The sequence below is a fragment of the Sinorhizobium alkalisoli genome (genome assembly GCF_008932245.1).
Taxonomy (GTDB): Bacteria; Pseudomonadota; Alphaproteobacteria; order Rhizobiales; family Rhizobiaceae; genus Sinorhizobium; species Sinorhizobium alkalisoli.
Window position 1 is genome coordinate 1,209,669 of the sequence record NZ_CP034910.1, and the last position, 20,033, is coordinate 1,229,701.

Sequence of the window (20,033 nt, forward strand, 5' to 3'; positions counted from 1 at the left end):
TGATGGAACTCTGGATCCTGTTCGGCACATTCGCCTTTCTGCTGCTCATCGGCACGCCCGTCGCCTTCTGCCTTGGCGTCTCCAGCTTCGCGACCGTGCTTTATCTCGGCCTGCCGCCGGTCATCGTGTTCCAGCGCCTCAATTCCGGCGTGTCGGTCTTCGCCCTGATGGCGATCCCGTTCTTCATCTATGCCGGCGACCTGATGGTGCGCGGCGATATCGCGCGCCGGCTCGTGGCGCTTGCCGGTTCGCTGGTCGGCCATCTTCGCGGAGGGCTTGGCCAGGTGAACATTCTGGCATCGGTCATGTTCGGGGGCGTCTCCGGCTCGGCCGCCGCCGATGCCTCTGCCGTCGGCGGCCTGATGGTGCCGCAGATGAAGGCGCGCGGCTACGGCGTCGACTACGCGGTTAATATCACGGTTGTCGGATCGATCATCGCCCTGATGATCCCGCCGTCGCACAACATGATCATCTATTCGATCTCTGCCGGCGGGAGGATTTCCATCGCCGACCTGTTCACGGCCGGCATCATTCCGGGTCTCCTGCTGGCGCTCTGCCTGATGCTTGCCGCCTGGATCGTCGCGAAACGGCGCGGCTATCCGACGGAAGCGTTCCCCGGTCTGCGGGCAATGGGGCAATTGTTCGTCTCGGCGGTCCCCGGCCTCGTCCTGGTCGCGATCATCTTCGGGGGCGTTCGCTCCGGTGTCTTCACGGCTTCGGAATCCTCCAATATCGCCGTCGTCTACGCGTTGCTCGTGACCTTGCTCGTCTATCGCACGTTGAGCTGGGAGGACTTCAAGGAGGCGACCTTCGCGGCGGTGCGCACGACGGCGATGGTATTGATGGTGATCGGCTGTGCGGCTTCCTTCGGCTGGCTCCTCGCCTACCTCAAAGTGCCGACGGCGATGGTTGCGCTGCTGCAGGGCGTCTCCGATAACCCGCTCGTCATCCTGCTGCTGCTGAACATCGTTCTCCTGATCCTCGGCACCTTCATGGACATGTCGCCGCTGATCGTCATCACCACGCCGATCTTCCTGCCGGTCGCAACCGCCTTTGGCGTCGACCCGGTCCATTTCGGGGTGATCCTCATCCTGAACCTGGGCATCGGCCTCTGCACGCCGCCGGTCGGAGCCGTGCTCTTCGTCGGCTGCGCCGTCGGGCGGATACCGATATCGCAGGCGTTGCAGACCATCTGGCCCTTCTACGGCGCTGCGGTCTTTGCACTGCTCCTGGTCACCTATGTTCCGGCGCTCTCGCTCTGGCTGCCCGCGCTGTTCCACTAGGAGACGATCATGCCCCGCTCCTTCGTTCGCATCTATCCCTCGGTAGACGCCGGCAACGGCGTCACCCGCCGCGTCCTCGCCGAGAGCCCAGAGCTCATGGTCGTCGAGTTCCGGTTCGCCAAGGATGGAGCAGGCGCGCTCCACAACCATCCGCACGTGCAGGCGACCTATGTGAAATCCGGCGTCTTCGAATTCACGATCGGAGACGAGGTCGTCCTGGTCAGGGGCGGCGACAGCTTTGTCATCCCGTCTTCGGTGACGCATGGTTGCCGTGCATTGGAAGAGGGCGTGCTGATCGATACTTTCACGCCGCGTCGCGATGATTTTCTTTGAGTAACAGGAGAAAGACATGCTGAACGTCGAAATCCGCCATGCGATCGACCCGAAAACCGCCAAGGCCTTAGATACGAAAGCATTGCGCGAGAACTTCCACGTCGGCGGCATTTTCCGGGACGGCGAGATCAATCTCATCTACACCCACTACGACCGTATGATCGTCGGTGGCGCCGTCCCTGCCGGCAAGAGCCTCGAGCTCGACCACGTCGGGCCATGCGGCACGGCCTCGATCCTCGACAGGCGTGAACTGGTCGTCGTGAATATCGGTGCCGAGGGCAGCGTCACGGCCGGAATGGAATACAGGATGGCCAGGGGCGACATGCTCTATCTTGGCATGGGGTCCGGCCCGATCAGCTTTTCCGGCGACGGCCGCTTCTATATCCTCTCCGCGCCCGCGCACCAGACCTATCCGTCGCGGCTCATCAAGATCGACGAGGCCGCCAGCATTTCGCTTGGCGCACAGGAGACCTCGAACGAGCGCACGATTTACCAGTTCGTGCATCCGGAAGTGATGCAATCCTGCCAGCTCGTCGTCGGCATGACCAAGCTGAAGAACGGCTCCGTCTGGAACACGATGCCCGCCCATGTCCATGATCGCCGTATGGAGGCTTATCTTCATTTCGACCTCGCCGACAGCCAGCGGGTCTTCCACATGATGGGCGAGCCCGAGGAAACCCGCCATCTGGTGCTCAAGAACGAAGAGGGGGCGATCTCTCCGCCCTGGTCGATCCATTCGGGAGCAGGGACAGGTTCCTATACCTTTATCTGGGCGATGGCCGGCGACAATGTCGACTACAAGGACGTCGAAATGGTTTCCATGGAGACGCTGAAGTGAGCGACATCTTCTCCCTGCAAGGCAGACGCGCTCTGGTCACCGGTGCCAACACCGGCATTGGCCAGGCGATCGCCCTGTCGTTCGCCCGGGCCGGCGCGGAGGTGATCTGCGCCGGCCGGTCCTCGGTCGAGGAGACGCTGGGTCTGATCACTGAGGCCGGCGGCAAGGCTTCCGGCCTTTCCCTCGACTTGTCCGACCCGATCGCCGGGCAAGCCGTCTTCGCCGAAAACGCCCCGGTCGACATTCTCGTCAACAATGCCGGAATTATCCGGCGGGCGGACTCGGTCGACTTCTCAGAGGCCGACTGGGACGACGTCATGAACGTCAATCTCAAGGCGGTCTTCTTCCTCTGCCAGGCCTTTGCGCGCGCGGTCTTTCAGCGCGGCGGCGGGGGCAAGATCATCAACATCGCCTCGATGTTGTCGTTTCAGGGTGGTATTCGCGTCCCCTCCTACACTGCGTCGAAGAGCGGCGTCGCCGGCCTGACGAAGCTGCTCGCCAATGAATGGGCGGCCAAGGGCATCAACGTCAACGCCATCGCTCCCGGCTATATCGCCACCAACAATACCGAGGCGCTGCGCGCCGACGAGGCCCGCAACAGGTCCATTCTGGAGCGAATTCCCGCCGGTCGATGGGGCGAACCCGACGACATCGGCGGTGCGGCGGTATTCCTGGCCTCTCCGGCTGCAAAATATGTCCATGGTGCAATCCTCAATGTCGATGGAGGCTGGCTTGCCCGCTGATCGTTCTCGTCTTCGTCGTCCGGACGTGCCGCGCGCCGATACCGGCATTATTCATCTGGGACTCGGCGCCTTCTATCGCGCCCACGGCGCCATCTATTTCGACGAGGTCATGAAGAGGTCCGGCGGCGATTGGGGCATCGTCGGCGTCAGCCTGGTCCGGCCGGACCAGCGCGACCTGCTCCGTCCGCAGGATTTCGCCTATACCGCGGTCGAACTCGGCCCGGACGGGGAGAAGCCGCAGGTGATCTCGATCATCAACGATGTCCTCGTGGCCCCCGAGGACCCGCAGGCGGTTCTCGACGCCATGTCGGCGCCGGCGACCCGGATCATCACCTTGACGGTCACCGAGAAGGGCTATTGCCACGAGCCGTCGACGGGTCGTTTGAACCGGGAGCATCCGGACATCCGCCATGATCTGGCCAATCCGGCTGGTCCGAAATCGGCGATCGGCTTCCTGGTCCGGGCGCTGGAACGCCGGCGGGGCGAGGAAACGAGGCCATTCACCGTGCTCTGCTGCGACAACCTGCCGGAAAACGGCCGCGTCGTGCGCGGGATCGTGCTCGAATTCGCCGGCCTGGTCGACCAGGGGCTCGCCGAGTGGATTGCCGCCGGGGTCGCGTTCCCTTCGACTATGGTCGATCGCATCGTGCCGGCGACCAAGCCCGAAGACATCGAGAGATTGGCCGAACGGACCGGCGTGCTCGACCTGTCGCCGGTCATGCACGAACCGTTCCGCCAATGGGTGGTGGAGGACAAATTCGTCGACGGGGTCCGGCCAGACTTCGGCGCGGTCGGCGTGGAGCTGGTCGCAGACGTCACGCCCTATGAGCACATGAAACTACGATGCCTCAACGGCACGCATTCGTCTCTCGCCTATCTCGGCTATCTCGCCGGGCATGAGACGATCAGCGACACCGTCGCCGATCCGGTCTTTGCCGCCTTCGTCCGGCACCTCTGGGGCAATGAGATCGTTCCGGTGCTCCACGCGCCGCCTGGCGTGGATCTCGGCGCCTATACCGAATCGCTGTTCGAGCGATACGCAAATCCGGCCATCCGGCACCGCACTTGGCAGATCGCCATGGATGGATCGCAAAAGCTGCCGCAGCGCATCCTCGGCACGGTCATGGAAAACCTTGCCGCCGGCCGCGTGCCCCGAGGCCTGATCCTCGCGATTGCCGCCTGGATGCGGTATGTCGGCGGTTTCGACGAAAAGCGTCAGCCGATCGACGTCCGCGACCCGCTTGCCGCGGAGCTCAAGACTTTGAGCGACGGCGGGGACAACGGCGCGAAGACGGTCGAGGCTCTGCTTGGCGTCAGCACGATATTTCCCGCAGATCTTGCCGGACATGCTGCCTTCCGCGAGGCGCTCGTCGAAAGCTATAGGGGGCTCATCGAAAAGGGTGCCCGCGAAATGACGAAGGACGTCACGAATGCTTGAGAGTTGGCGTTGGTATGGTCCCTTTGACAAGATAAACCTTGCCGAAATCGCCCAGACCGGCGCCGCCGGCATCGTCACCGCCTTGCATGAGATCCCCTATGGCGAGGTCTGGCCGGTGGAGACGATCCGCGCGCGGCAATCCGAAATCGTCGAGAGCGGGCTAGGCCTCCATTGGGCCGTGGTCGAAAGCCTGCCGGTCCATGAGAGCATCAAACGCGGTGAGGGCGACCTGACGGCGCTCTTTGCCAAGTATCGCCAGTCGCTCTCCAATCTCGCCGCCTGCGGCATCCAGACCGTCTGCTACAACTTCATGCCGCTGCTTGACTGGACCCGGACCCGCCTCGATGCGCCGGTATCTCGCGGCGGCACTTGCCTGCGCTTCGAGGCCCACGAGATGGCCGCCTTCGAGGTTCACATGCTGAAGCGTAGAGGCGCGGAGGCCGACTATACGCTGGAGGTCCTGGAAAGGGCGCGAGCTTGGCACGACGCTTCCGACGAGAACACGCGACAAAGGCTGCTTGCCGGCATCATGGCCGGTCTGCCGGGCGCCTACGACCGCTACGATGTCGAGGGGCTGAGACGGGCGCTCGAACATTACAGCGGCATCGGCCGTGCCGAACTGCAAGCCAACTATGCCCGTTTCCTCGCCGAGGTCGTCCCCGCTGCGGAAGAGCTCGGCGTGCGGCTCTGCGTTCATCCGGATGATCCTCCGCGCGACATTCTCGGCCTGCCGCGCATCGTCTCGAGCGAGGAGGACGTCGCCTGGGTGCTTGCGCAACAGGACGCAGGGGCAAACGGCCTGACGCTCTGCTCGGGCTCGCTCGGCGCCAATCCGGCAAACGACGTTCCGGCGATCGCCGGGCGCTTCGCGGACCGCATCCACTTCGCGCATTTGCGCAATGTCCGAAAGGATCCGGACGGATCGTTCGAGGAGGCGGCACATCTCGAGGGCGATACCGATATGGTGGCTCTGGTCGCGGTGCTCATTCGCGAGGAGAACCGCCGGCGCGCCGAGGGCCGACCCGACTGGACCATACCATTCCGCCCCGACCACGGCCACGAGCTGTTGAGCGATGTCGGGCGCGGCACCCATCCGGGCTATCCCCTGATAGGGCGTATGCGGGGACTTGCGGAATTGCGCGGGATAGTTCGCGCGCTCACCCACGAGCGGACGCATTTCGCCTGAAATTCGTCCATCTCGGCCGCGAGTGGCCATTCACTGAAATCGCTTCCGCCGAGGTCGGTTTTCGCGCATCTTGCCGACACCTGCAGCGTCGCTGTCCACGAGCCAAGGTCGCTGTGGCACTTTGAATTGCTGCATGCCGCCTTGGAGTCGATCCAGGCAGACATGCAGTCGGCGAGGGGGGAGGGTTCGCATGACGCTGACGTTGCGACAGATCGAAGTGATCCGGTCTGTCATGGTAGCGGGGACGATCGCGGGCGCTGCGAGGCTGATGAACGTGACCCAGCCCGGCGTCAGCCGTACGATGAAGCACATAGAGAGTTCCCTCGGCATCAAGCTCTTCGTGAAGAAGGCGGGCCGCTATGTGCCGACGAGCGAGGCTCGGGACATTTTCACGCAATTGCAGGAGGTCCATCGCAAGGTCGAGGACCTCCAGGTCTCGATCGGGCAACTCGAGCGTGGCCGCGGCGTCGAGCTTGCGCTCGGCGCGGTGCCCAGCATCGCCAATGTCATGGTGCCGCATGCCGTCGCGGTGCTTAGGCGCCACTATCCCGATATCCTCGTGAACTTCGAAATCCTGAAGATCGAGGAGGCGATTGACTATCTGATGCTGGCACGCGGCGAGGTGGTCGTCATGAGCTATTTCTTCGAGCATCCTTCCATCACTTTCGAGCCGTTGGCCAAGGGTCGATTGGTTTGCATCGCCTCGAAGGATCACCCGATCGCCTCGCGGACCGCCATTTCTCCACGCGAAATCGCCGAACATGCCCTGATCGGCATCGATCCGAAAGACCCCTATGGCGCGATCATGGCCGGCATCTTCGAGCGGGAGAAGTTGGATTACCGGATCTCGATCCGCGCCCGCTTCGGGACGACCGTCTGCGCACTGGTCAAGCAGAACCTCGGTATCGCGGTGATCGACGCCTTCACCGTCGCCGACATGACGGACCAGGGCCTCGCCATTATCCCGATCAGCGAAAAAACGGATTTTCAGACCTATGTGGCGTACCGTTCCGATGCCGCACTCTCGAGCTATGCCGAGAGCTTCGTCACCATGCTGCGCCGTGTGATGGAGGACTACATCCGCAAGGCCCATGGACACGCGAATGCATAACGAAAGAGCATGGATCGCAAAAAAATTGGTATTTGCGTTATGCCGATAAACTTGACAATCATGAATGGACCTTGCCCCACGGCAATGAAAAGAACTTCCGCCGATCCGAGGAATGGGCGGCGTGTTCGGTCACCGGCATCCAATGGGAGGAAAACATGCTTGGTAAACTTATGGGGGCGGTCGCCGCCCTAGCGCTTTTCGTCGGCTCGGCGTCGGCTGCCGACTATCCCGAACAGGATATTCAGGGCATCATTCAATGGGGTGCCGGCGGCAGCACTGATCTCGTGATGCGCTCGGTTGCGCCGCATGCCGAAAAGGTGCTCGGCCGCAGCATTGTGATGATCAACAAGACCGGCGGCGTCGGGGCCATCGCCACCCAGTTCGTCGCAAGCCAGCCCTCCGACGGCTACACGCTGCTGATGAGCGCGGAAAACCCCCAGCTTTACAAGGTGATGGGGCTGTCCGACCTCGATTACGCCGATTTCTACCCGGTGAACGTGCTCGCCCGCGGCGTTCCGGTGCTCGTCGCCAACAACGACGCGCCCTTCAATACGATCAAGGAACTTGTCGACTACGTGCAAGCCAATCCCGGCAAGGTGAAGATGGGTTCGACCGGCCCCGGCGGCCTTCCCTCGGTCGTGGGTGGCATGATGTCCACCCAGCTCGACTTCAAGGTCACGGCGGTGCCCTTTGACGGAGACGGCCCGGCGCTGACGGCCATGCAGGGCGGCGCGGTCGACTTCATGCCCGCCGTGCTCGGCGCTGCCGCAGAACATGTGAAGGCCGGGCGCATCAAGATCCTCGGTATCTTCGATCTCGAGGCAAGCCCGGTTCTGCCCGATGCGAAGCCGATCGTTGCCGACTATCCGGAGTTCAAGAAGCTCCTGCCATGGGGGCCGTTCTTCGGCGTTTTCGTCAAGCGCGATACGCCGGACGAGATCAAGGCCAAGCTGGTCGAGGCTTTCAAGACCGGCGCGGAGGCCGCGGAGTTCCAGAAGCTTCTTGACGACCGCGGCTATGTCTCGCTCAACATCTCCGGCGACGAAGCGGACGCTTTCCTGAAGAAGTGGCAGTCGACGACCGCCTGGGTGGTCTATGATGCCGGCATCGCAAAGAAATCCCCGGAAGAATTCGGTATCGCGAAGCCCTGATCAAGAACGGTCCGGTTCGCCGGGCCGTATCCAGGCCCGGCGGGAAGGCCTCCCGCCGGATGGGGAGGAGAAATATCATGCAAGCGCACACAAACAGGCGCCCAGGCGAAATCGCCTTCAACGCCGCCCTGTTCGGCTTCAGCCTGTTCATGTTCTGGCAGGCCTATCAGATTTCCGGCTTCTCGGCCTTGAGTTCCGCCGGAGCCTTTCCGATGGCGATGAGCGCCATCATGATCATCGCTTCGGCTGTCGTTCTTTTCCGCTCGTTGAAGCTTGCCTCTCCCGGCGGTGGCTGGAGCGGCTTCCGGAGCGAAGTCCTGCCGCCGGCTGTCCTGGTCTTCAGTCTCTTCATTCTCGCCTACTCCATCACGCTCAAGTCGCTGGGCTTCCTCCTGGCCTCCTTCCTGTTCCTGCTGGTATCGATCTGGTACCTGGAGCGGGGTCGGATCGGCCGGACGCTTCTATTGACCGTCGCTTCGATCACGGGCGTCTATGTCATCTTCCGCGTGGTTTTTCAGGTCGTGCTGCCGGAGGGCATCATTCCCGAACGCGCGATCCTCGCGGCACTCGGTGATTTCTTTGCGGGGAGCAAATAAGCCATGATGGACGCGCTCTCCTATCTCTTCGCTTCCTGGCTGCAGCCGGAGTTGCTAGCGCTCACGGCCGTCGGCACCGCAGCGGGCATTTATATCGGAGCCATTCCGGGACTATCCGTCACCATGGCGGTGTCCATCCTGATCTCCTTCACCTTCGGCTGGGAGGTCAATCACGCGCTGGCGCTGATGAACGGCATCTTCATGGGTGGCGTCTATGGCGGTTCGCGCACCGCCATCCTGCTCAATATACCGGGCGCGCCGGCGGCGATCGCCACCGCACTCGACGGCTACCCTATGGCGAAGAAGGGCGAGGCCGGGAACGCCATCGGCCTTTCCACGGTCATGTCGTTCTTCGGCGGCTTCGTCGGCATCATCGTCCTGGCGGCGGGTGCCCCGGTCGTCAGCGAATTCGCGATCCTGTTCCAACCGCGCGACTATATGCTGCTCGCCGTCATGGGTATCCTGCTCGTCGGCTCCTTGTCGGGCGAGAGCCTCGCCAAGGGCATCTTCGCCGGCGCGTTCGGCATGCTGCTCGGCACGGTCGGCCTCGATCCGATGACCGCGGAACAGCGCTTCACATTCGGTTCGGTCGAACTGATGAACGGTATTTCCCCGGTCGCGCTGATGATCGGCCTCTTCGGCGTCTCCGAGGCGCTGCTGCAGCTTCACAACCTGCACCTGGCCGCGGTCAAGCAGAAGGTGGACAAGATCATTCCGTCCTTCTCCGACCTCAAGAAATATCTGCCGCTCAGCCTACAGACCTCGGCGATCGGGGTCATCATCGGCGCGCTGCCGGGCACCGGCGGCGACATCGCCGCGCTGATGGCCTATGATCATGCCAAGAGGGTGACCCAGAACCCCGAAGTACCCTTCGGCCAGGGAGCAAAGGAAGGCCTGGTCGCCCCTGAGTCGGCCAATAATGCAGCCGTCGGCGGCGCCTATATCCCGATGCTGACGCTTGGCATTCCAGGCGATGCGGTAACCGCGGTCATCATCGGCGCGCTCTTCATCCACGGCCTCAATCCAGGTCCGCTGCTGCTCATCGAAAAGCCGGACATGTTCTGGTTCACGGTCGGCAACCTGACGCTCGCCAACATCCTTCTGCTGGTCTTCGGCCTGACGGGCATCAAGGTCTTTACGAAGATCATCGAGTGTCCCAAGGGGGTGCTCTTCCCGCTCATCCTGCTCCTGAGCGTGGTCGGCGCCTATTCGATCAACAACTCGCTGTCGGATGTCTGGTGGATGCTCGGTTTCGGGGTGCTCGGCTACTTCATGAAGCTCTATGGCTATCAGGTCGGCCCGGTCGTGCTCGGCATCATCCTGAGCCGCCTCATGGACGACAATTGGCGCCGCGCCATCATCTCGGAACAGGAAAGTCTGCCGGCCTTCTTCTATGGCATGATCACGAGCCCGCTTTCGGCGGTCCTGTTCCTTGCCATCGTTCTCATCCTCCTCAGCCAAACGCCCGTGTGGAGGGCGATCAAGATGCATGCGTCTCCACGCCTCGGCAGGGGCTGAGGGCCAACACAAGGCAGAAGCTATGTCGGACGCAACCATTCGGCTAGGTCTCATCGGCGACAACATCACCCGGTCGCAGTCGCCGCGGCTGCATGTTGCGGCCGGCAGGCTCTGCGGACTCGACGTGACCTATGAACGGCTGATCCCCGCCGATCGTGGCGAGGATTTCGAGACGGTTTTCGATCGCTGCCTCAGCGAAGGCTTCCGCGGGATCAATATCACTTATCCCTACAAGGAACGCGTGGTTCCGCTGTTGGACATGCCGGATCCGGCGATCGCTGCCATCGGTGCCTGCAACACGGTGGTCTTCGACAGGGTTCCGCCTTCCGGCTACAACACCGACTATACCGGCTTTGTAAGCGCCTTCCGGGAGGCCTTCCCCGACGCGACGGCCGGGACGGTCGCGATGGCCGGGGCGGGCGGTGTCGGAAAAGCAGTCGCCTTCGGGCTTGCAGCGCTCGGCTGCAAGCGGCTGCTCATCTTCGATCGCGATCAGGCGAAAGCAGAGGCGCTCTCCTCCTCGCTTGAAGCTGCGGCCGTCGAGATGCCGGTCGAACTCGTTCCCTCGATCGAAGAGGCGGTGGTCGCGGCCGACGGTCTCGTCAATTGCACGCCGGTTGGCATGGTAGGCTATGCGGGAACCGCCATTCCAAACGCCCTGATCGGGCGCCAGCGCTGGGCGTTCGATGCCGTCTACACGCCGGTCGAGACAGAGTTTCTCTCCGATGCGCGCGCAGCGGGTCTTTCGATCATCAGCGGCTATGAACTCTTCTTTCACCAGGGTGTCGACGCTTTCCGCTATTTCATCGGAACGGAGGTCGATGCCGCGGCTCTGCGTGTAGTTCTGGCTGAGCCGGAATCGCAAACGAGGACATAGGCATGAAGACCTCGATCGCCACCGTCTCCATCAGCGGCACGCTTCAGGAAAAACTCGCCGCGGTCGCCGCGGCAGGCTTCGACGGCGTCGAGATCTTCGAGAATGATTTCCTGACCCATGACGGATCGCCGGCCGAAGTCGGGAAAATGGTCCGCGAGCACGGGCTGGAGGTCACGCTGTTCCAGCCGTTCCGTGATTTCGAGGGCATGCCGGAGCCGCATCGCTCCCGCGCCTTCGACCGGGCCGAACGGAAGTTCGATGTGATGCAGGAACTCGGCACGGACCTGATGCTGGTGTGCTCCAATGTCTCGCCGCTTGCGATTGGTGGCATCGACCGGGCGGCCGAAGACCTTCGCGAGCTCGGCGAGCGGGCGGCCCGGCGCGGGCTGCGCGTCGGCTATGAGGCGCTCGCCTGGGGGCGTCACATTAGCGACCACCGCGACGCCTGGGAAATCGTGCGCCGCGCCGATCATCCGAGTATCGGCCTGATCCTCGACAGCTTCCACACCTTTGCCCGCAAGATCGACGTCAACTCGATCCGCTCGATCCCTGGCGACAAGATCTTCATCGTGCAGCTCGCAGATGCACCGCTGATCGACATGGATCTGCTCTATTGGAGCCGCCATTTCCGCAACATGCCGGGGGAAGGCGATCTTGCTGTCACAGACTTCATGCGGGCAGTCGTCGCCACCGGCTATGCCGGCGCGATCTCCCTCGAAATCTTCAACGACCAGTTCCGTGGCGGATCGGCCAAGGCGATCGCCGAAGACGGGCATCGCTCGCTCATCTATCTCATGGACCAGGTCAAGCGGGCCGAACCGGAAGCCAAGGTGGCGCTGCCGAATATGCCGGACCGGGCGAATGTCCTCGGCGTCGAATTCATCGAGTTCGCAACCGATGACGACGAAGCGGCAGAACTCGACGCCGTGCTCGCCACCATGGGCTTTATCCCGGCAGCCCGACACCGAAGCAAGGCGGTGACGCTCTGGCGGCAGGTGCCGGGGAAGGGTGGCATCAACATCGTCGTCAATGCGGAGCAGGAGGGCTTCGCCCATTCCGCCTACCTTGTCCACGGCACCTGCGCCTATGCAATGGGCCTGAAGGTGGACAATGCCGCGGCGGCGGTCGAGCGCGCCAAGGCGCTCGGTGCGGAACCCTTCGAGCAGCGGCGCTCATCGGCGGATGTTGCCATGCCGGCCATTCGCGGCGTCGGCGGCGGGCTCATCTATTTCGTCGATGACGTCGGCGAGACTGCGCGCATCTGGGAGGCCGAGTTCGACGCGCTTCCCGAGGCCGCTTGTCCGGCGGGAGCAGGCCTCGTCGCCATCGACCACGTGGCGCAAACGATGAAGGCGGAAGAGATGCTGTCGTGGCTGCTCTTCTACACCGCCATCTTCAAGACCACGAAATCGCCGATGGTCGATATTGTCGATCCATCGGGCCTGGTCCGCAGCCAGGTCGTCGATAACGAGCAGGGCTCGCTGCGTCTGACGATGAACGGCGCCGAAAACCGCAACACTTTCGCGGGTCATTTCATCGCCGAGAGTTTCGGCCCCGGCATTCAGCACCTCGCATTCGCCACGACGGACATTTTTGCAACCGCTGCGGCGCTCAAGCAGACGGGCTTCCGGCCATTGTCGATTTCGCGCAATTATTATGACGATATCGAAGCGCGCTTCGGTCTCGATCCCGCCTTCACCGATCGTCTGCGCTTAGAGAACATTCTCTACGACCGCGACGAGAAGGGCGAGTTCTTCCAGCTCTATGGACCGACCTTCGGTGAAGGCTTCTTCTTCGAGATCGTCGAGCGCCGCGGCGGGTACCGTGGCTATGGCGCTGGCAATGCGCCCTTCCGCATTGCCGCGCAGAAGCGCTCGCTCCGGCCCGCGGGAATGCCGCTCATCGGGTAACCCGGACCTCTGGCGCGCTCGACACGGTCAGGAAAACGCGTGCGCACTTGTTGAAGGGTGCAGATTCTCACCTTCGCCCGAACTATGATGGGCGCCTCATTGTCGGAGGAGAACTATGAAGGCGCGTGTCAAATGGATTGAGGATCGGACGTTCGTCGGCCGGTCCGAGAGCGGGCACAATGTTGTGCTCGGTACGGCTTTTGGACCCGAGGGGCAGAAGCCGGGGCCGAGCCCGATGGAACTGGTGCTGATCGGCACGGGAGGCTGCTCGGCCTACGATGTCGTCCACATCCTCGAAAAGGGCCGCGAGGCGATCGAGGATTGCGTCGTCGAGATCGACGCGGATCGGGCAGAGCAGGAGCCGAAGGTCTTCACCCGCATCCATATGCATTTCGTGGTCAAGGGACGAAACCTGGCGAGGCACAAGGTCGAGCGTGCCATTGGCTTGTCGCTCGAGAAATATTGCTCGGCCTCGGCGATGCTCGCCAAGACGGCTGCGATCACCCACGATTTCGAGGTGGTCAATACGGCCGGGACGGCGGCGACCTGAAGCGTCGCCGCCGCGGATTTGCGGATGCCTGGAGCGCCGCGCGGCTTTTCAGACGCACAAAGCTCGATGCGCTAAGCTTCATCATGGCGGCGCCACCAGACGCCCGTCTTGTTGCGCCCTTTCGGCGGCACGGTCGAGCCACTGATGCATGCCCCAGAGGGCGTCCAATCCGCGCGCATAGGTGGAATAGCACCAGGGCTCCTCGCTCCCCTTGGGGTGCGGTTCTTATGCGATAATCGCTTTTCGCAGCACTTCGAAACGCGCGAGGTTAGCATTCCTCAGGGGGTTTGACGTGCCGGAACTGCAGCAGCAGTAAAAGGTCGTAGGTGATCTTCAGTGCGGCGCAGATAAGGAGCAGCCGGGCCCGAGATGACGCTGCGAACAGAGCACCTGCAAGCGCAGGGCTAGCTGCCGCGGCAAGGCTTCGCGGCACAGACGTTTTGCTGTCTCCAGAAGACGCGGATTGCCAATGTGGGACCGATCCCAGGGGAGATCGTGGCGGCAGCAGGGGCGATCTATGTCGGCGTCTGGCTCGCTATTGCGCTATGGAGTGAGTGGAATGATCGGACCAGGTTCGGACGGGCGCCCAGCTCCAGCGGCATGGGATAATTCGCGCACGCTGGATCTTCGGACTTGTTCCTGCGAGTATCTCGAAAGTTTGGAGACCAGGCGGCCGCTTTGGGCCGGACTTTCACGTCCGCCAACGAAGTCCTGGCGTCTGGCGTAGCGATCGGAAAGGAGCGGTCGCGCCAGATGTCCGCACGACACATCAGGCCGTTTCGAGTTGGCTGAACCGAAGCGGGATGAGTTTGCAGGCCTTGAGCAGCCCTGCAGCATCTTTGTCATGACAGTCAGGAACTGTCCCTTTGAAACCGAGCCTCTTCGTCAGCACTGAGATCGTCGAAGGTGCAGCGCGATGAAGTCGCAACCACGCGTGCCGTCCCTGCCGACATGGAAGTCGTGTTCGTCCGGGCGGATATAATCGTCGCCGCGCGTCCAAAGAACTAGCGGGCGGCGTCGAGAATCGCGCTCTTACCAGCGTCGTTCGGCCCCACAAGAATACTGAGACCGGACGAGAGCTTCAACTGCAACGGGGCGGTCGGGTCGAAGCACCGGAAGCCGCTCGCGTAGATTTCGGAAATGTACACCGTCGCCTCCCACCCCGTTTTTCTTATCCTGCCGAGCCGTTGGCTCGTATGGCGATGTCGGCGCAATGGGCCATGAGCGCATCGAACGGTTCGGCTTCCTCGAGAAGAAGGCCGTCATCGACCATCCTCGCGTAATCTTCTGCGAGAGCTTTCGCGCCATCGCCAACTGGCACGAGTTGCAAGCCGCCGTTCACAGCTGCCGCGTAGTCGATCTGAGAGCGGTCGGCGGCCTTCTCGGCGAAGAACATCGTCTTATGGCGCGCCACGGCATTAGCCAACTCGCGGTCAGCGAAAGCAGCGAGCGCAAAGCCCGCTTCATCGAGGCGCGCCACGTCATACCAATGACGCGCGAAACGATCGCCGCGCAGCCGTTCCTGAAGGCAGAAGACGTGGATCGCGGTCGCCTTTTCCCAGAAGGTCCGCTCGGCATGCATGACTCGTGGCCGAGCGGTTGGAATGACCACGCCATCCACTAGCCCGGCCGCATCGCAGGTAACGTCGCGCGGACTTGCGGGCTCGCCCGTTGACCGCGCGCCGAATTCCAGCATGACGCTCGGCGCCACTAGCCCGATCCGGTCGTCGTCGTCGCCTCATAGTCGATGAAGAGCTTCTCGCCGTCGATCCGGATCGCCGCTGGCAGGGCCCCACCCGCCAATGCTTCGGCGATGACCGGCTGAACGGCTCCCGCCACCATTCCGGCAGGCGCTTGCGCACCTCGCTCGTCCAGCGCTTTTCTTCGCTTCGCGTCTTCGGCAGCGCTTCCCCGTTGTCGCCGACGAGGTCGGGCGCGACCGCGCGGAGGTCGTAGGTCAGGTCCACGTCTTCGGAAAACCGCCGGATGACGCCAGGGGCTTTCGAAAGCGAGGTGCCACCCTTGAAGACCAGATATTCGCCCAGCGGCGAGCCGCAGAGCGTCGCCAGCGCCCACACCACCCACGCATCCTTCTCAAGAAGATGCGCCGGTCGGCCCGAGCGGTCGGCAGCGACGCCCAGTGCTTCCCGGCGATCCTCGGCCGGAAGGAGGAGGAAGGCGTCAGGCATGCGCGACCTTCCCCACGCTGCGCGCGAGCCAGGTCGGAAGCTGAGGCGCCGCTGCCACCAGTTCGCTGAAAGCAGCGGGCGGAAGCTTCCGCTTCAGGGTCTTGAGGGCAGACTCGGCTTTCTCCGGTCCGAGCCAGGCAAGCGCTCGCACCGCCTGACCCGCTGGCCGATGCGGCATGGCGAGCTGCCAGCGCGGCGCGTGGCGAAGCTCGACGATCTGCTTGCCGAAGCTCATCTTCCTGGTGCGCCCCGACGTTAGATAGACCGAGCGGACCGGCACCTGTGTCGTAAGCCCGAGACTGTTGGCAGCGGCCGCACCGGTCGAGACGATGATCTCGCCGCGCTGGACGGCGAGCGCCTCGAGCGCCTGTTCCACTGACGGCGCTCGGGTGCCGAACCGGCTTGTGACCGGCAGCAGGTAAACACCGCGCCCGGCCCGGATCAGTTGTCCCCGCTCGGCTAGGCGTGACAAGGCCTGGTCCACCGCGGCGCGAGTGCCAAGGTGAAGCAAGCTTTTGGCCGCGACGGGCGTGCCCTCCGGCAGGCGCTTCGCATGCTCAAGAATCTGTTGGGTCAAGCGCTGCATGGCCAATCTCCTGTCAGAAATATACGCGGTTTTCTGACAGTTCTCAACCACCCTTGCTTCGGCCACGTGGAGAGCGCGTTGTCGAGAAGGCCGCGCGGGAAGCTTTTGCGCGACAATCAGGTCAATGTTTGGGATCAGCCCCAGGCTTCTGACCGATAATTCGGCCCGAGTTCCAGCTAGACATTGCCTTTCTCCCAAATGCCACCCTCCAAGCCGCAGCGCTCAGCCTTCAGACGGCCCAATGGTAATCCTCTTAGAATTGACCTTTCGGGTGGGAAGCGGTCGCCTGCTGCGGCCAACTCGAACGACCGGCGTGTGCGCCAACACCGGACAGCGGATGCATTTAGGTGCGCCGAAAGACTGCCGTTGCAGCGTAGGTCCGCAGTCTGGGAGAGAAGCCACTCAACGAGAATGTTGGGCTTCTCCTGTTTGGTTCTTCGTTCGTTGGCACCTAGGAAAAACGCTCCTCCCGTCCGCACTGAACGTCCAGTGGTTTCACGAGGAGATTGTTCCGAAGCAACAACTGAGCCGAAAAATCCCTGCCCAGCGCGATCCCATCTCCGGCGAGAGCTCCCTGCATGACAGATCGTTATAGGGTCGGCCCGGCCGGAACGGCATGCTGAGGTTTCCTCTTCCGGCCGAATTGATCTTCGGAAATGTCGATGGCGATGACATGTCGCTTGAACGTGTGATGGAATCGCATTCATCGACACATCAGATCGTTGGCATTCGAACGCCTCTTGAGGGCGCTCGCTGCAGCGACTCGGCTCAAAAACCACCGTTTGCCCGGGTTGTAGGTGACCGCTTCCGTTCTGGCGGAAAAAAAACCTGCCGCTGACTTCACATCTCAGGCAGGTTAAGTCGGACGCGGCCAATAGGCGCTGTCCCGGATGCGATGGGAGGGAACTCGCATCGACTGAAATCCATATAGTCAATGTCTGCCTAAAACGAAAGCAAAATTGAATGTGCCGTTTTCGTGTGCGGCGGTAACGACCTGGACATGCGGAAAGCGGGGTCGATCCCGAGGCCGTCGCGACCTCCTCGACTCAAGCCCAAGATCTTCAAGGTCTTCAAGCCGATCCGTTCGAAGGACGCCCGTACCCGCACGGCAGAACACCGGCTGCATCCAATTCCTACTGCGAAAGCAGCCGTGCCGCTCGCCCGTTCTTGCGCTCCGGGTTGTTGTAATAACTTGCCGCTTGGGTCACCGACTTGTGCAATGACTGCTGCATCGCCTCGGGCAGGGAGATGCCGCGGTTTGCGGCCTCGGTCAGATGGCCGGATCTCAAGCCCTGCGCCGAAAACAGCGCCGGATCGAGCCCGGCCAATTTCGCGCGTATCGATGCGCCGGAAACCGGGCTGATCCCGGCCTCCAGCCAGCGTTTCAAGGCGCTCACCGGCCGGCCGATCAAGAGCACATGCTCGTGGTCGTCAGCCGTCGTCGTCTTGGTGCGGCCGAGGCGGATCGACAGGCAGCCGGGCGGCAAACCACTCTCCGCGTGTTCCGGTTTTGCGGAGGATCATCATTTCTCTCCTTTTGAGCTACTGATGCCTGTGATCATGCCGGCAGCCGCTCGTCATATTCGCCGTGCAGGCGGCTCCAGCCGTCCCAGAATGGTTCCGTCCCGGTGTCGGCGGCGCGCGCAACGAGAATGTCGAGATGCATGTGCCAACCGGCTGCGACCTTCAGCATGACGTTTCGGTCGGGCAGGCGGCGATGGGTGAGCGTGAGCAGCACGCCCGCGCCGCGCGGCTCGAGTTCGAAAGAGACTTCACCGTCACCATTTGCACCCCAGGCGATGACGAGCTTTCGTGGCGGATCGAGTTCGACGATCCGGCTCTGCATCCGGTGCTCCTCGGCGAAGCCCGACGGCCGCTCCCCAGGCGGATCTGTGAGTTCGTCGTTTCGCCAGACGAATTCGAAAGGTGAACCGGCCTTCATCTCCATTTCACCTGCCGCCAGCCATCGTCGACGAAGGTCGCTCTCGGTGAGATAGGCCCAGACACGCTCGATGGTGGCAGGCAGAAAGCGCTGAATCTTCAAAGTCGTCGGTTCGATCAGCGTGCCATAGGCATCCAGAGTTACGAGTTCCGTCATTTGTCATCTCCTTTTCCGGGGCTTGGGGATTTGCCTGCGTTCTCCTCGCGGAGAAGCTGTTCGAGCAGGTCGAGACGACCGCTCCAGAACGGCTCGTAGAAGCTCAGCCACTGGTGGGCGCTCGCAAGCGGCCCGGGCTCCAGACGGCACAAGTGCGTGCGGCCGCGCACCTCACGGCGAATCAGGCCGGCATTCTCGAGAACCTTGATGTGCTTCGAGGCGGCTGCGAGCGAAATCGCGAACGGTTCCGCGAGTTCGCTGACCGTTCGCTCGCCACGGCTGAGGTCCCGCAGCATCCGCCGACGCGTGGCGTCGCCGAGGGCATGAAAGACGGAATTCATCCGATGTGCTTCTAATTCAACCATGTGGTTGAATATATGTGCATGAGCAGAGATAGTCAACCATGTGGTTGAATGATTTAATTTCGGGCGAATGCGATCAGCCGGACCAGCTTTCGAGCGCCTGAACGAAATGCGTCAGCCAGGAATTGGTTTGGTGCGCGTCGAGTGAGCGGTGGTCTATGGTCAGCGAGACATAGGCCATTGGCCGGATCTGGATGGTGTCGACGCCGTCGACTTCGCGAACGACCACGCGCTTTTCCAATTTTCCAACACCGAGAATCGCCGATTGCGGTTGGTTGATGATGACGGGGGCCGCCAGCAATGAACCGGAGACGCCATGGTTGGAGATGGTGAAGGTGCCGCCTTTCACGTCGGCGGGTTCAAGCGCGTTCGCGCGAGCGCGCGCCGTCAGATCCTGCAGCTTGCCGGCAATCTCGGAAAGAGAGAGGTGTTGCGCCCGGTGGACCACCGGAACGATCAGGCCTTTCTCCCCAAGAGCGGTGCCGATGCCGATATTGACGTCTTCGAAAATTTCCAGCGCATCGTCGTGCCAGCGACTGTTGACCTCCGGGACCGCTCGCATGGCGGCGACTGAGGCCGAAACCACATAGGCGGTGTAGGTAAGGTTGACGCCCTCGGCCGCGAACCTCGCCTTGTGCTCGTTGCGGTGGCGCATGACCGCGGAAAAGTCGGCTTCGAACACGGCCGTCACATGCGGTGCGGTCGCCATAGATTGCTGCATGTGGGCGGCAATCGCTGTGCGCATATCGCTGTGCGCAACGCGACGCGAGGGGGTGGTCGTACCCGCGCCGTCGGGCAAGGCGGGCTCTGGCGTTCGGCGCGCCGACTTTGCCGCAAACGCCCGGTCCATATCCGCCCGGGTGACGCGGCCGTCCCGGCCGGTGCCGGCAATGGTCGTCGGATCGAGACCATATGTCTGCGCCGCATGCCGTACGGCGGGCGAGAAATGCCGCTCGTCTTCAGTGCCGGACGATGTTTCCGTTGAGGCCGTTGCGGAGACGGCAGCCTGCCTTGGTCGCGGCTCGGCGCCCTCGATGCGACCGAGGATGGCGCCCGGCGTGGCGCTGTCGCCGTTCTCCATGAGGATTTCCGCCAACACGCCATCGGCCGGGGCGGCGACTTCCTGGGTCACCTTGTCCGTTTCGAGTTCGACCAGCGGGTCGCCAGAGTTCACGCTCTCGCCGAGCTTCTTGAGCCAGTTGCGTACGACCGCCCTCGTGCCTTCCTGCTCGAGCGGGGCGTTGACGTCGATGAGTTGCCCCAT

Annotated in this window: 18 protein-coding genes and 4 pseudogenes; 13 read left to right on the plus strand and 9 right to left on the minus strand. The window is 62.6% G+C overall.

What is annotated here, in order from left to right; all coding sequences use genetic code 11:
* Window positions 1-2 precede the first annotated feature (2 nt).
* From EKH55_RS23435 to EKH55_RS23495, 13 genes are all read left to right on the plus strand, one after another.
* Entirely contained in the window at window positions 3-1,283 is a 1,281-nt protein-coding gene (locus tag EKH55_RS23435; protein WP_151613356.1) for a TRAP transporter large permease, read from the plus strand.
* 9 nt (window positions 1,284-1,292) lie between these two features.
* On the plus strand, window positions 1,293-1,616 hold the full coding sequence (locus EKH55_RS23440) for a cupin domain-containing protein (RefSeq protein WP_151613357.1): 324 nt from the start codon (window positions 1,293-1,295) through the stop codon (window positions 1,614-1,616).
* Window positions 1,617-1,632: 16 nt separating this feature from the next.
* The gene (gene kduI / locus EKH55_RS23445) at window positions 1,633-2,454 is read left to right on the plus strand and encodes a 5-dehydro-4-deoxy-D-glucuronate isomerase (protein WP_151613358.1); all 822 of its coding nucleotides are present in this window, start codon (window positions 1,633-1,635) and stop codon (window positions 2,452-2,454) included.
* Window positions 2,451-3,197, plus strand: coding sequence for a 2-dehydro-3-deoxy-D-gluconate 5-dehydrogenase KduD (gene kduD / locus EKH55_RS23450; protein ID WP_151613359.1), 747 nt, complete (start codon window positions 2,451-2,453; stop codon window positions 3,195-3,197). Before kduI ends, kduD begins: the two co-directional genes overlap by 4 nt.
* Window positions 3,175-4,635, plus strand: a complete 1,461-nt coding sequence (locus EKH55_RS23455; protein WP_151613923.1) for a mannitol dehydrogenase family protein — start codon at window positions 3,175-3,177, stop codon at window positions 4,633-4,635. The genes kduD and EKH55_RS23455 overlap by 23 nt, the downstream gene beginning before the upstream one ends.
* Window positions 4,628-5,821: a mannonate dehydratase gene (gene uxuA, locus EKH55_RS23460; RefSeq protein WP_151613360.1), complete on the plus strand. Its 1,194-nt coding sequence runs from the start codon at window positions 4,628-4,630 to the stop codon at window positions 5,819-5,821. The genes EKH55_RS23455 and uxuA overlap by 8 nt, the downstream gene beginning before the upstream one ends.
* Before the next feature lie 190 nt (window positions 5,822-6,011).
* Window positions 6,012-6,932 carry a LysR family transcriptional regulator gene (locus EKH55_RS23465; protein WP_069461181.1) on the plus strand — a complete coding sequence of 307 codons (921 nt, stop codon included), beginning with the start codon at window positions 6,012-6,014 and terminating at the stop codon, window positions 6,930-6,932.
* 155 nt (window positions 6,933-7,087) lie between these two features.
* Complete coding sequence (locus EKH55_RS23470) at window positions 7,088-8,083, plus strand: Bug family tripartite tricarboxylate transporter substrate binding protein (RefSeq protein ID WP_151613361.1); 996 nt, start codon at window positions 7,088-7,090, stop codon at window positions 8,081-8,083.
* A gap of 77 nt (window positions 8,084-8,160) precedes the next feature.
* Complete coding sequence (locus EKH55_RS23475) at window positions 8,161-8,679, plus strand: tripartite tricarboxylate transporter TctB family protein (protein ID WP_192803800.1); 519 nt, start codon at window positions 8,161-8,163, stop codon at window positions 8,677-8,679.
* A gap of 3 nt (window positions 8,680-8,682) precedes the next feature.
* A complete protein-coding gene (locus EKH55_RS23480) occupies window positions 8,683-10,197 on the plus strand; it encodes a tripartite tricarboxylate transporter permease (protein ID WP_246231851.1) in 1,515 nt (504 codons plus the stop codon).
* Between the two features lie 22 nt (window positions 10,198-10,219).
* Window positions 10,220-11,074, plus strand: a complete 855-nt coding sequence (locus tag EKH55_RS23485) for a shikimate dehydrogenase family protein (protein ID WP_151613363.1) — start codon at window positions 10,220-10,222, stop codon at window positions 11,072-11,074.
* A 2-nt stretch (window positions 11,075-11,076) separates the two neighbouring features.
* Window positions 11,077-12,984, plus strand: a complete 1,908-nt coding sequence (locus tag EKH55_RS23490) for a bifunctional sugar phosphate isomerase/epimerase/4-hydroxyphenylpyruvate dioxygenase family protein (RefSeq protein WP_151613364.1) — start codon at window positions 11,077-11,079, stop codon at window positions 12,982-12,984.
* 115 nt (window positions 12,985-13,099) lie between these two features.
* On the plus strand, window positions 13,100-13,534 hold the full coding sequence (locus EKH55_RS23495; RefSeq protein WP_151613365.1) for an OsmC family protein: 435 nt from the start codon (window positions 13,100-13,102) through the stop codon (window positions 13,532-13,534).
* Window positions 13,535-13,605: 71 nt separating this feature from the next.
* Here the strand turns inward: EKH55_RS23495 and EKH55_RS23500 are convergent.
* The 9 genes and pseudogenes from EKH55_RS23500 to EKH55_RS23540 all read right to left on the minus strand — a co-directional run.
* A pseudogene (locus tag EKH55_RS23500) lies at window positions 13,606-13,723 on the minus strand (DUF899 family protein); the annotation flags it as partial.
* 79 nt (window positions 13,724-13,802) lie between these two features.
* Window positions 13,803-13,979: pseudogene (locus tag EKH55_RS29840) on the minus strand (MFS transporter); the annotation flags it as partial.
* 559 nt (window positions 13,980-14,538) lie between these two features.
* Window positions 14,539-14,682, minus strand: coding sequence for an AAA family ATPase (locus EKH55_RS23510; RefSeq protein WP_192803801.1), 144 nt, complete (start codon window positions 14,680-14,682; stop codon window positions 14,539-14,541).
* Window positions 14,683-14,705: 23 nt separating this feature from the next.
* Window positions 14,706-15,723: pseudogene (locus EKH55_RS23515) on the minus strand (nucleotidyl transferase AbiEii/AbiGii toxin family protein).
* Window positions 15,716-16,309 (minus strand): DUF6088 family protein, encoded by a 594-nt coding sequence (locus tag EKH55_RS23520; RefSeq protein WP_151613367.1) that lies wholly within the window; start codon window positions 16,307-16,309, stop codon window positions 15,716-15,718. The pseudogene EKH55_RS23515 and the gene EKH55_RS23520 overlap by 8 nt, the downstream one beginning before the upstream one ends.
* Before the next feature lie 1,133 nt (window positions 16,310-17,442).
* Window positions 17,443-17,793, minus strand: a pseudogene (locus tag EKH55_RS23525) (site-specific integrase); the annotation flags it as partial.
* A 74-nt stretch (window positions 17,794-17,867) separates the two neighbouring features.
* Window positions 17,868-18,407, minus strand: a complete 540-nt coding sequence (locus EKH55_RS23530) for an SRPBCC family protein (protein ID WP_151613368.1) — start codon at window positions 18,405-18,407, stop codon at window positions 17,868-17,870.
* Window positions 18,404-18,772, minus strand: coding sequence for an ArsR/SmtB family transcription factor (locus EKH55_RS23535; RefSeq protein ID WP_151613369.1), 369 nt, complete (start codon window positions 18,770-18,772; stop codon window positions 18,404-18,406). Before EKH55_RS23535 ends, EKH55_RS23530 begins: the two co-directional genes overlap by 4 nt.
* 73 nt (window positions 18,773-18,845) lie before the next feature.
* Entirely contained in the window at window positions 18,846-20,033 is a 1,188-nt protein-coding gene (locus EKH55_RS23540) for a dihydrolipoamide acetyltransferase family protein (RefSeq protein WP_151613370.1), read from the minus strand.

Excerpts from the sequence above, each read along its gene's own strand:
- EKH55_RS23435 (WP_151613356.1), top strand. The coding sequence starts at position 3 with ATGGAACTCTGGATCCTGTTCGGCACATTCGCCTTTCTGCTGCTCATC.
- EKH55_RS23440 (WP_151613357.1), top strand. The coding sequence starts at position 1,293 with ATGCCCCGCTCCTTCGTTCGCATCTATCCCTCGGTAGACGCCGGCAAC.
- kduI (WP_151613358.1), top strand. The coding sequence starts at position 1,633 with ATGCTGAACGTCGAAATCCGCCATGCGATCGACCCGAAAACCGCCAAG.
- EKH55_RS23455 (WP_151613923.1), top strand. The coding sequence starts at position 3,175 with ATGGAGGCTGGCTTGCCCGCTGATCGTTCTCGTCTTCGTCGTCCGGAC.
- uxuA (WP_151613360.1), top strand. The coding sequence starts at position 4,628 with ATGCTTGAGAGTTGGCGTTGGTATGGTCCCTTTGACAAGATAAACCTT.
- EKH55_RS23465 (WP_069461181.1), top strand. The coding sequence starts at position 6,012 with ATGACGCTGACGTTGCGACAGATCGAAGTGATCCGGTCTGTCATGGTA.
- EKH55_RS23470 (WP_151613361.1), top strand. The coding sequence starts at position 7,088 with ATGCTTGGTAAACTTATGGGGGCGGTCGCCGCCCTAGCGCTTTTCGTC.
- EKH55_RS23475 (WP_192803800.1), top strand. The coding sequence starts at position 8,161 with ATGCAAGCGCACACAAACAGGCGCCCAGGCGAAATCGCCTTCAACGCC.
- EKH55_RS23480 (WP_246231851.1), top strand. The coding sequence starts at position 8,683 with ATGATGGACGCGCTCTCCTATCTCTTCGCTTCCTGGCTGCAGCCGGAG.
- EKH55_RS23485 (WP_151613363.1), top strand. The coding sequence starts at position 10,220 with ATGTCGGACGCAACCATTCGGCTAGGTCTCATCGGCGACAACATCACC.
- EKH55_RS23490 (WP_151613364.1), top strand. The coding sequence starts at position 11,077 with ATGAAGACCTCGATCGCCACCGTCTCCATCAGCGGCACGCTTCAGGAA.
- EKH55_RS23495 (WP_151613365.1), top strand. The coding sequence starts at position 13,100 with ATGAAGGCGCGTGTCAAATGGATTGAGGATCGGACGTTCGTCGGCCGG.
- EKH55_RS23520 (WP_151613367.1), bottom strand. The coding sequence starts at position 16,309 with ATGCAGCGCTTGACCCAACAGATTCTTGAGCATGCGAAGCGCCTGCCG.
- EKH55_RS23530 (WP_151613368.1), bottom strand. The coding sequence starts at position 18,407 with ATGACGGAACTCGTAACTCTGGATGCCTATGGCACGCTGATCGAACCG.
- EKH55_RS23535 (WP_151613369.1), bottom strand. The coding sequence starts at position 18,772 with ATGGTTGAATTAGAAGCACATCGGATGAATTCCGTCTTTCATGCCCTC.
- EKH55_RS23540 (WP_151613370.1), bottom strand. The coding sequence starts at position 20,033 with ATGGGGCAACTCATCGACGTCAACGCCCCGCTCGAGCAGGAAGGCACG.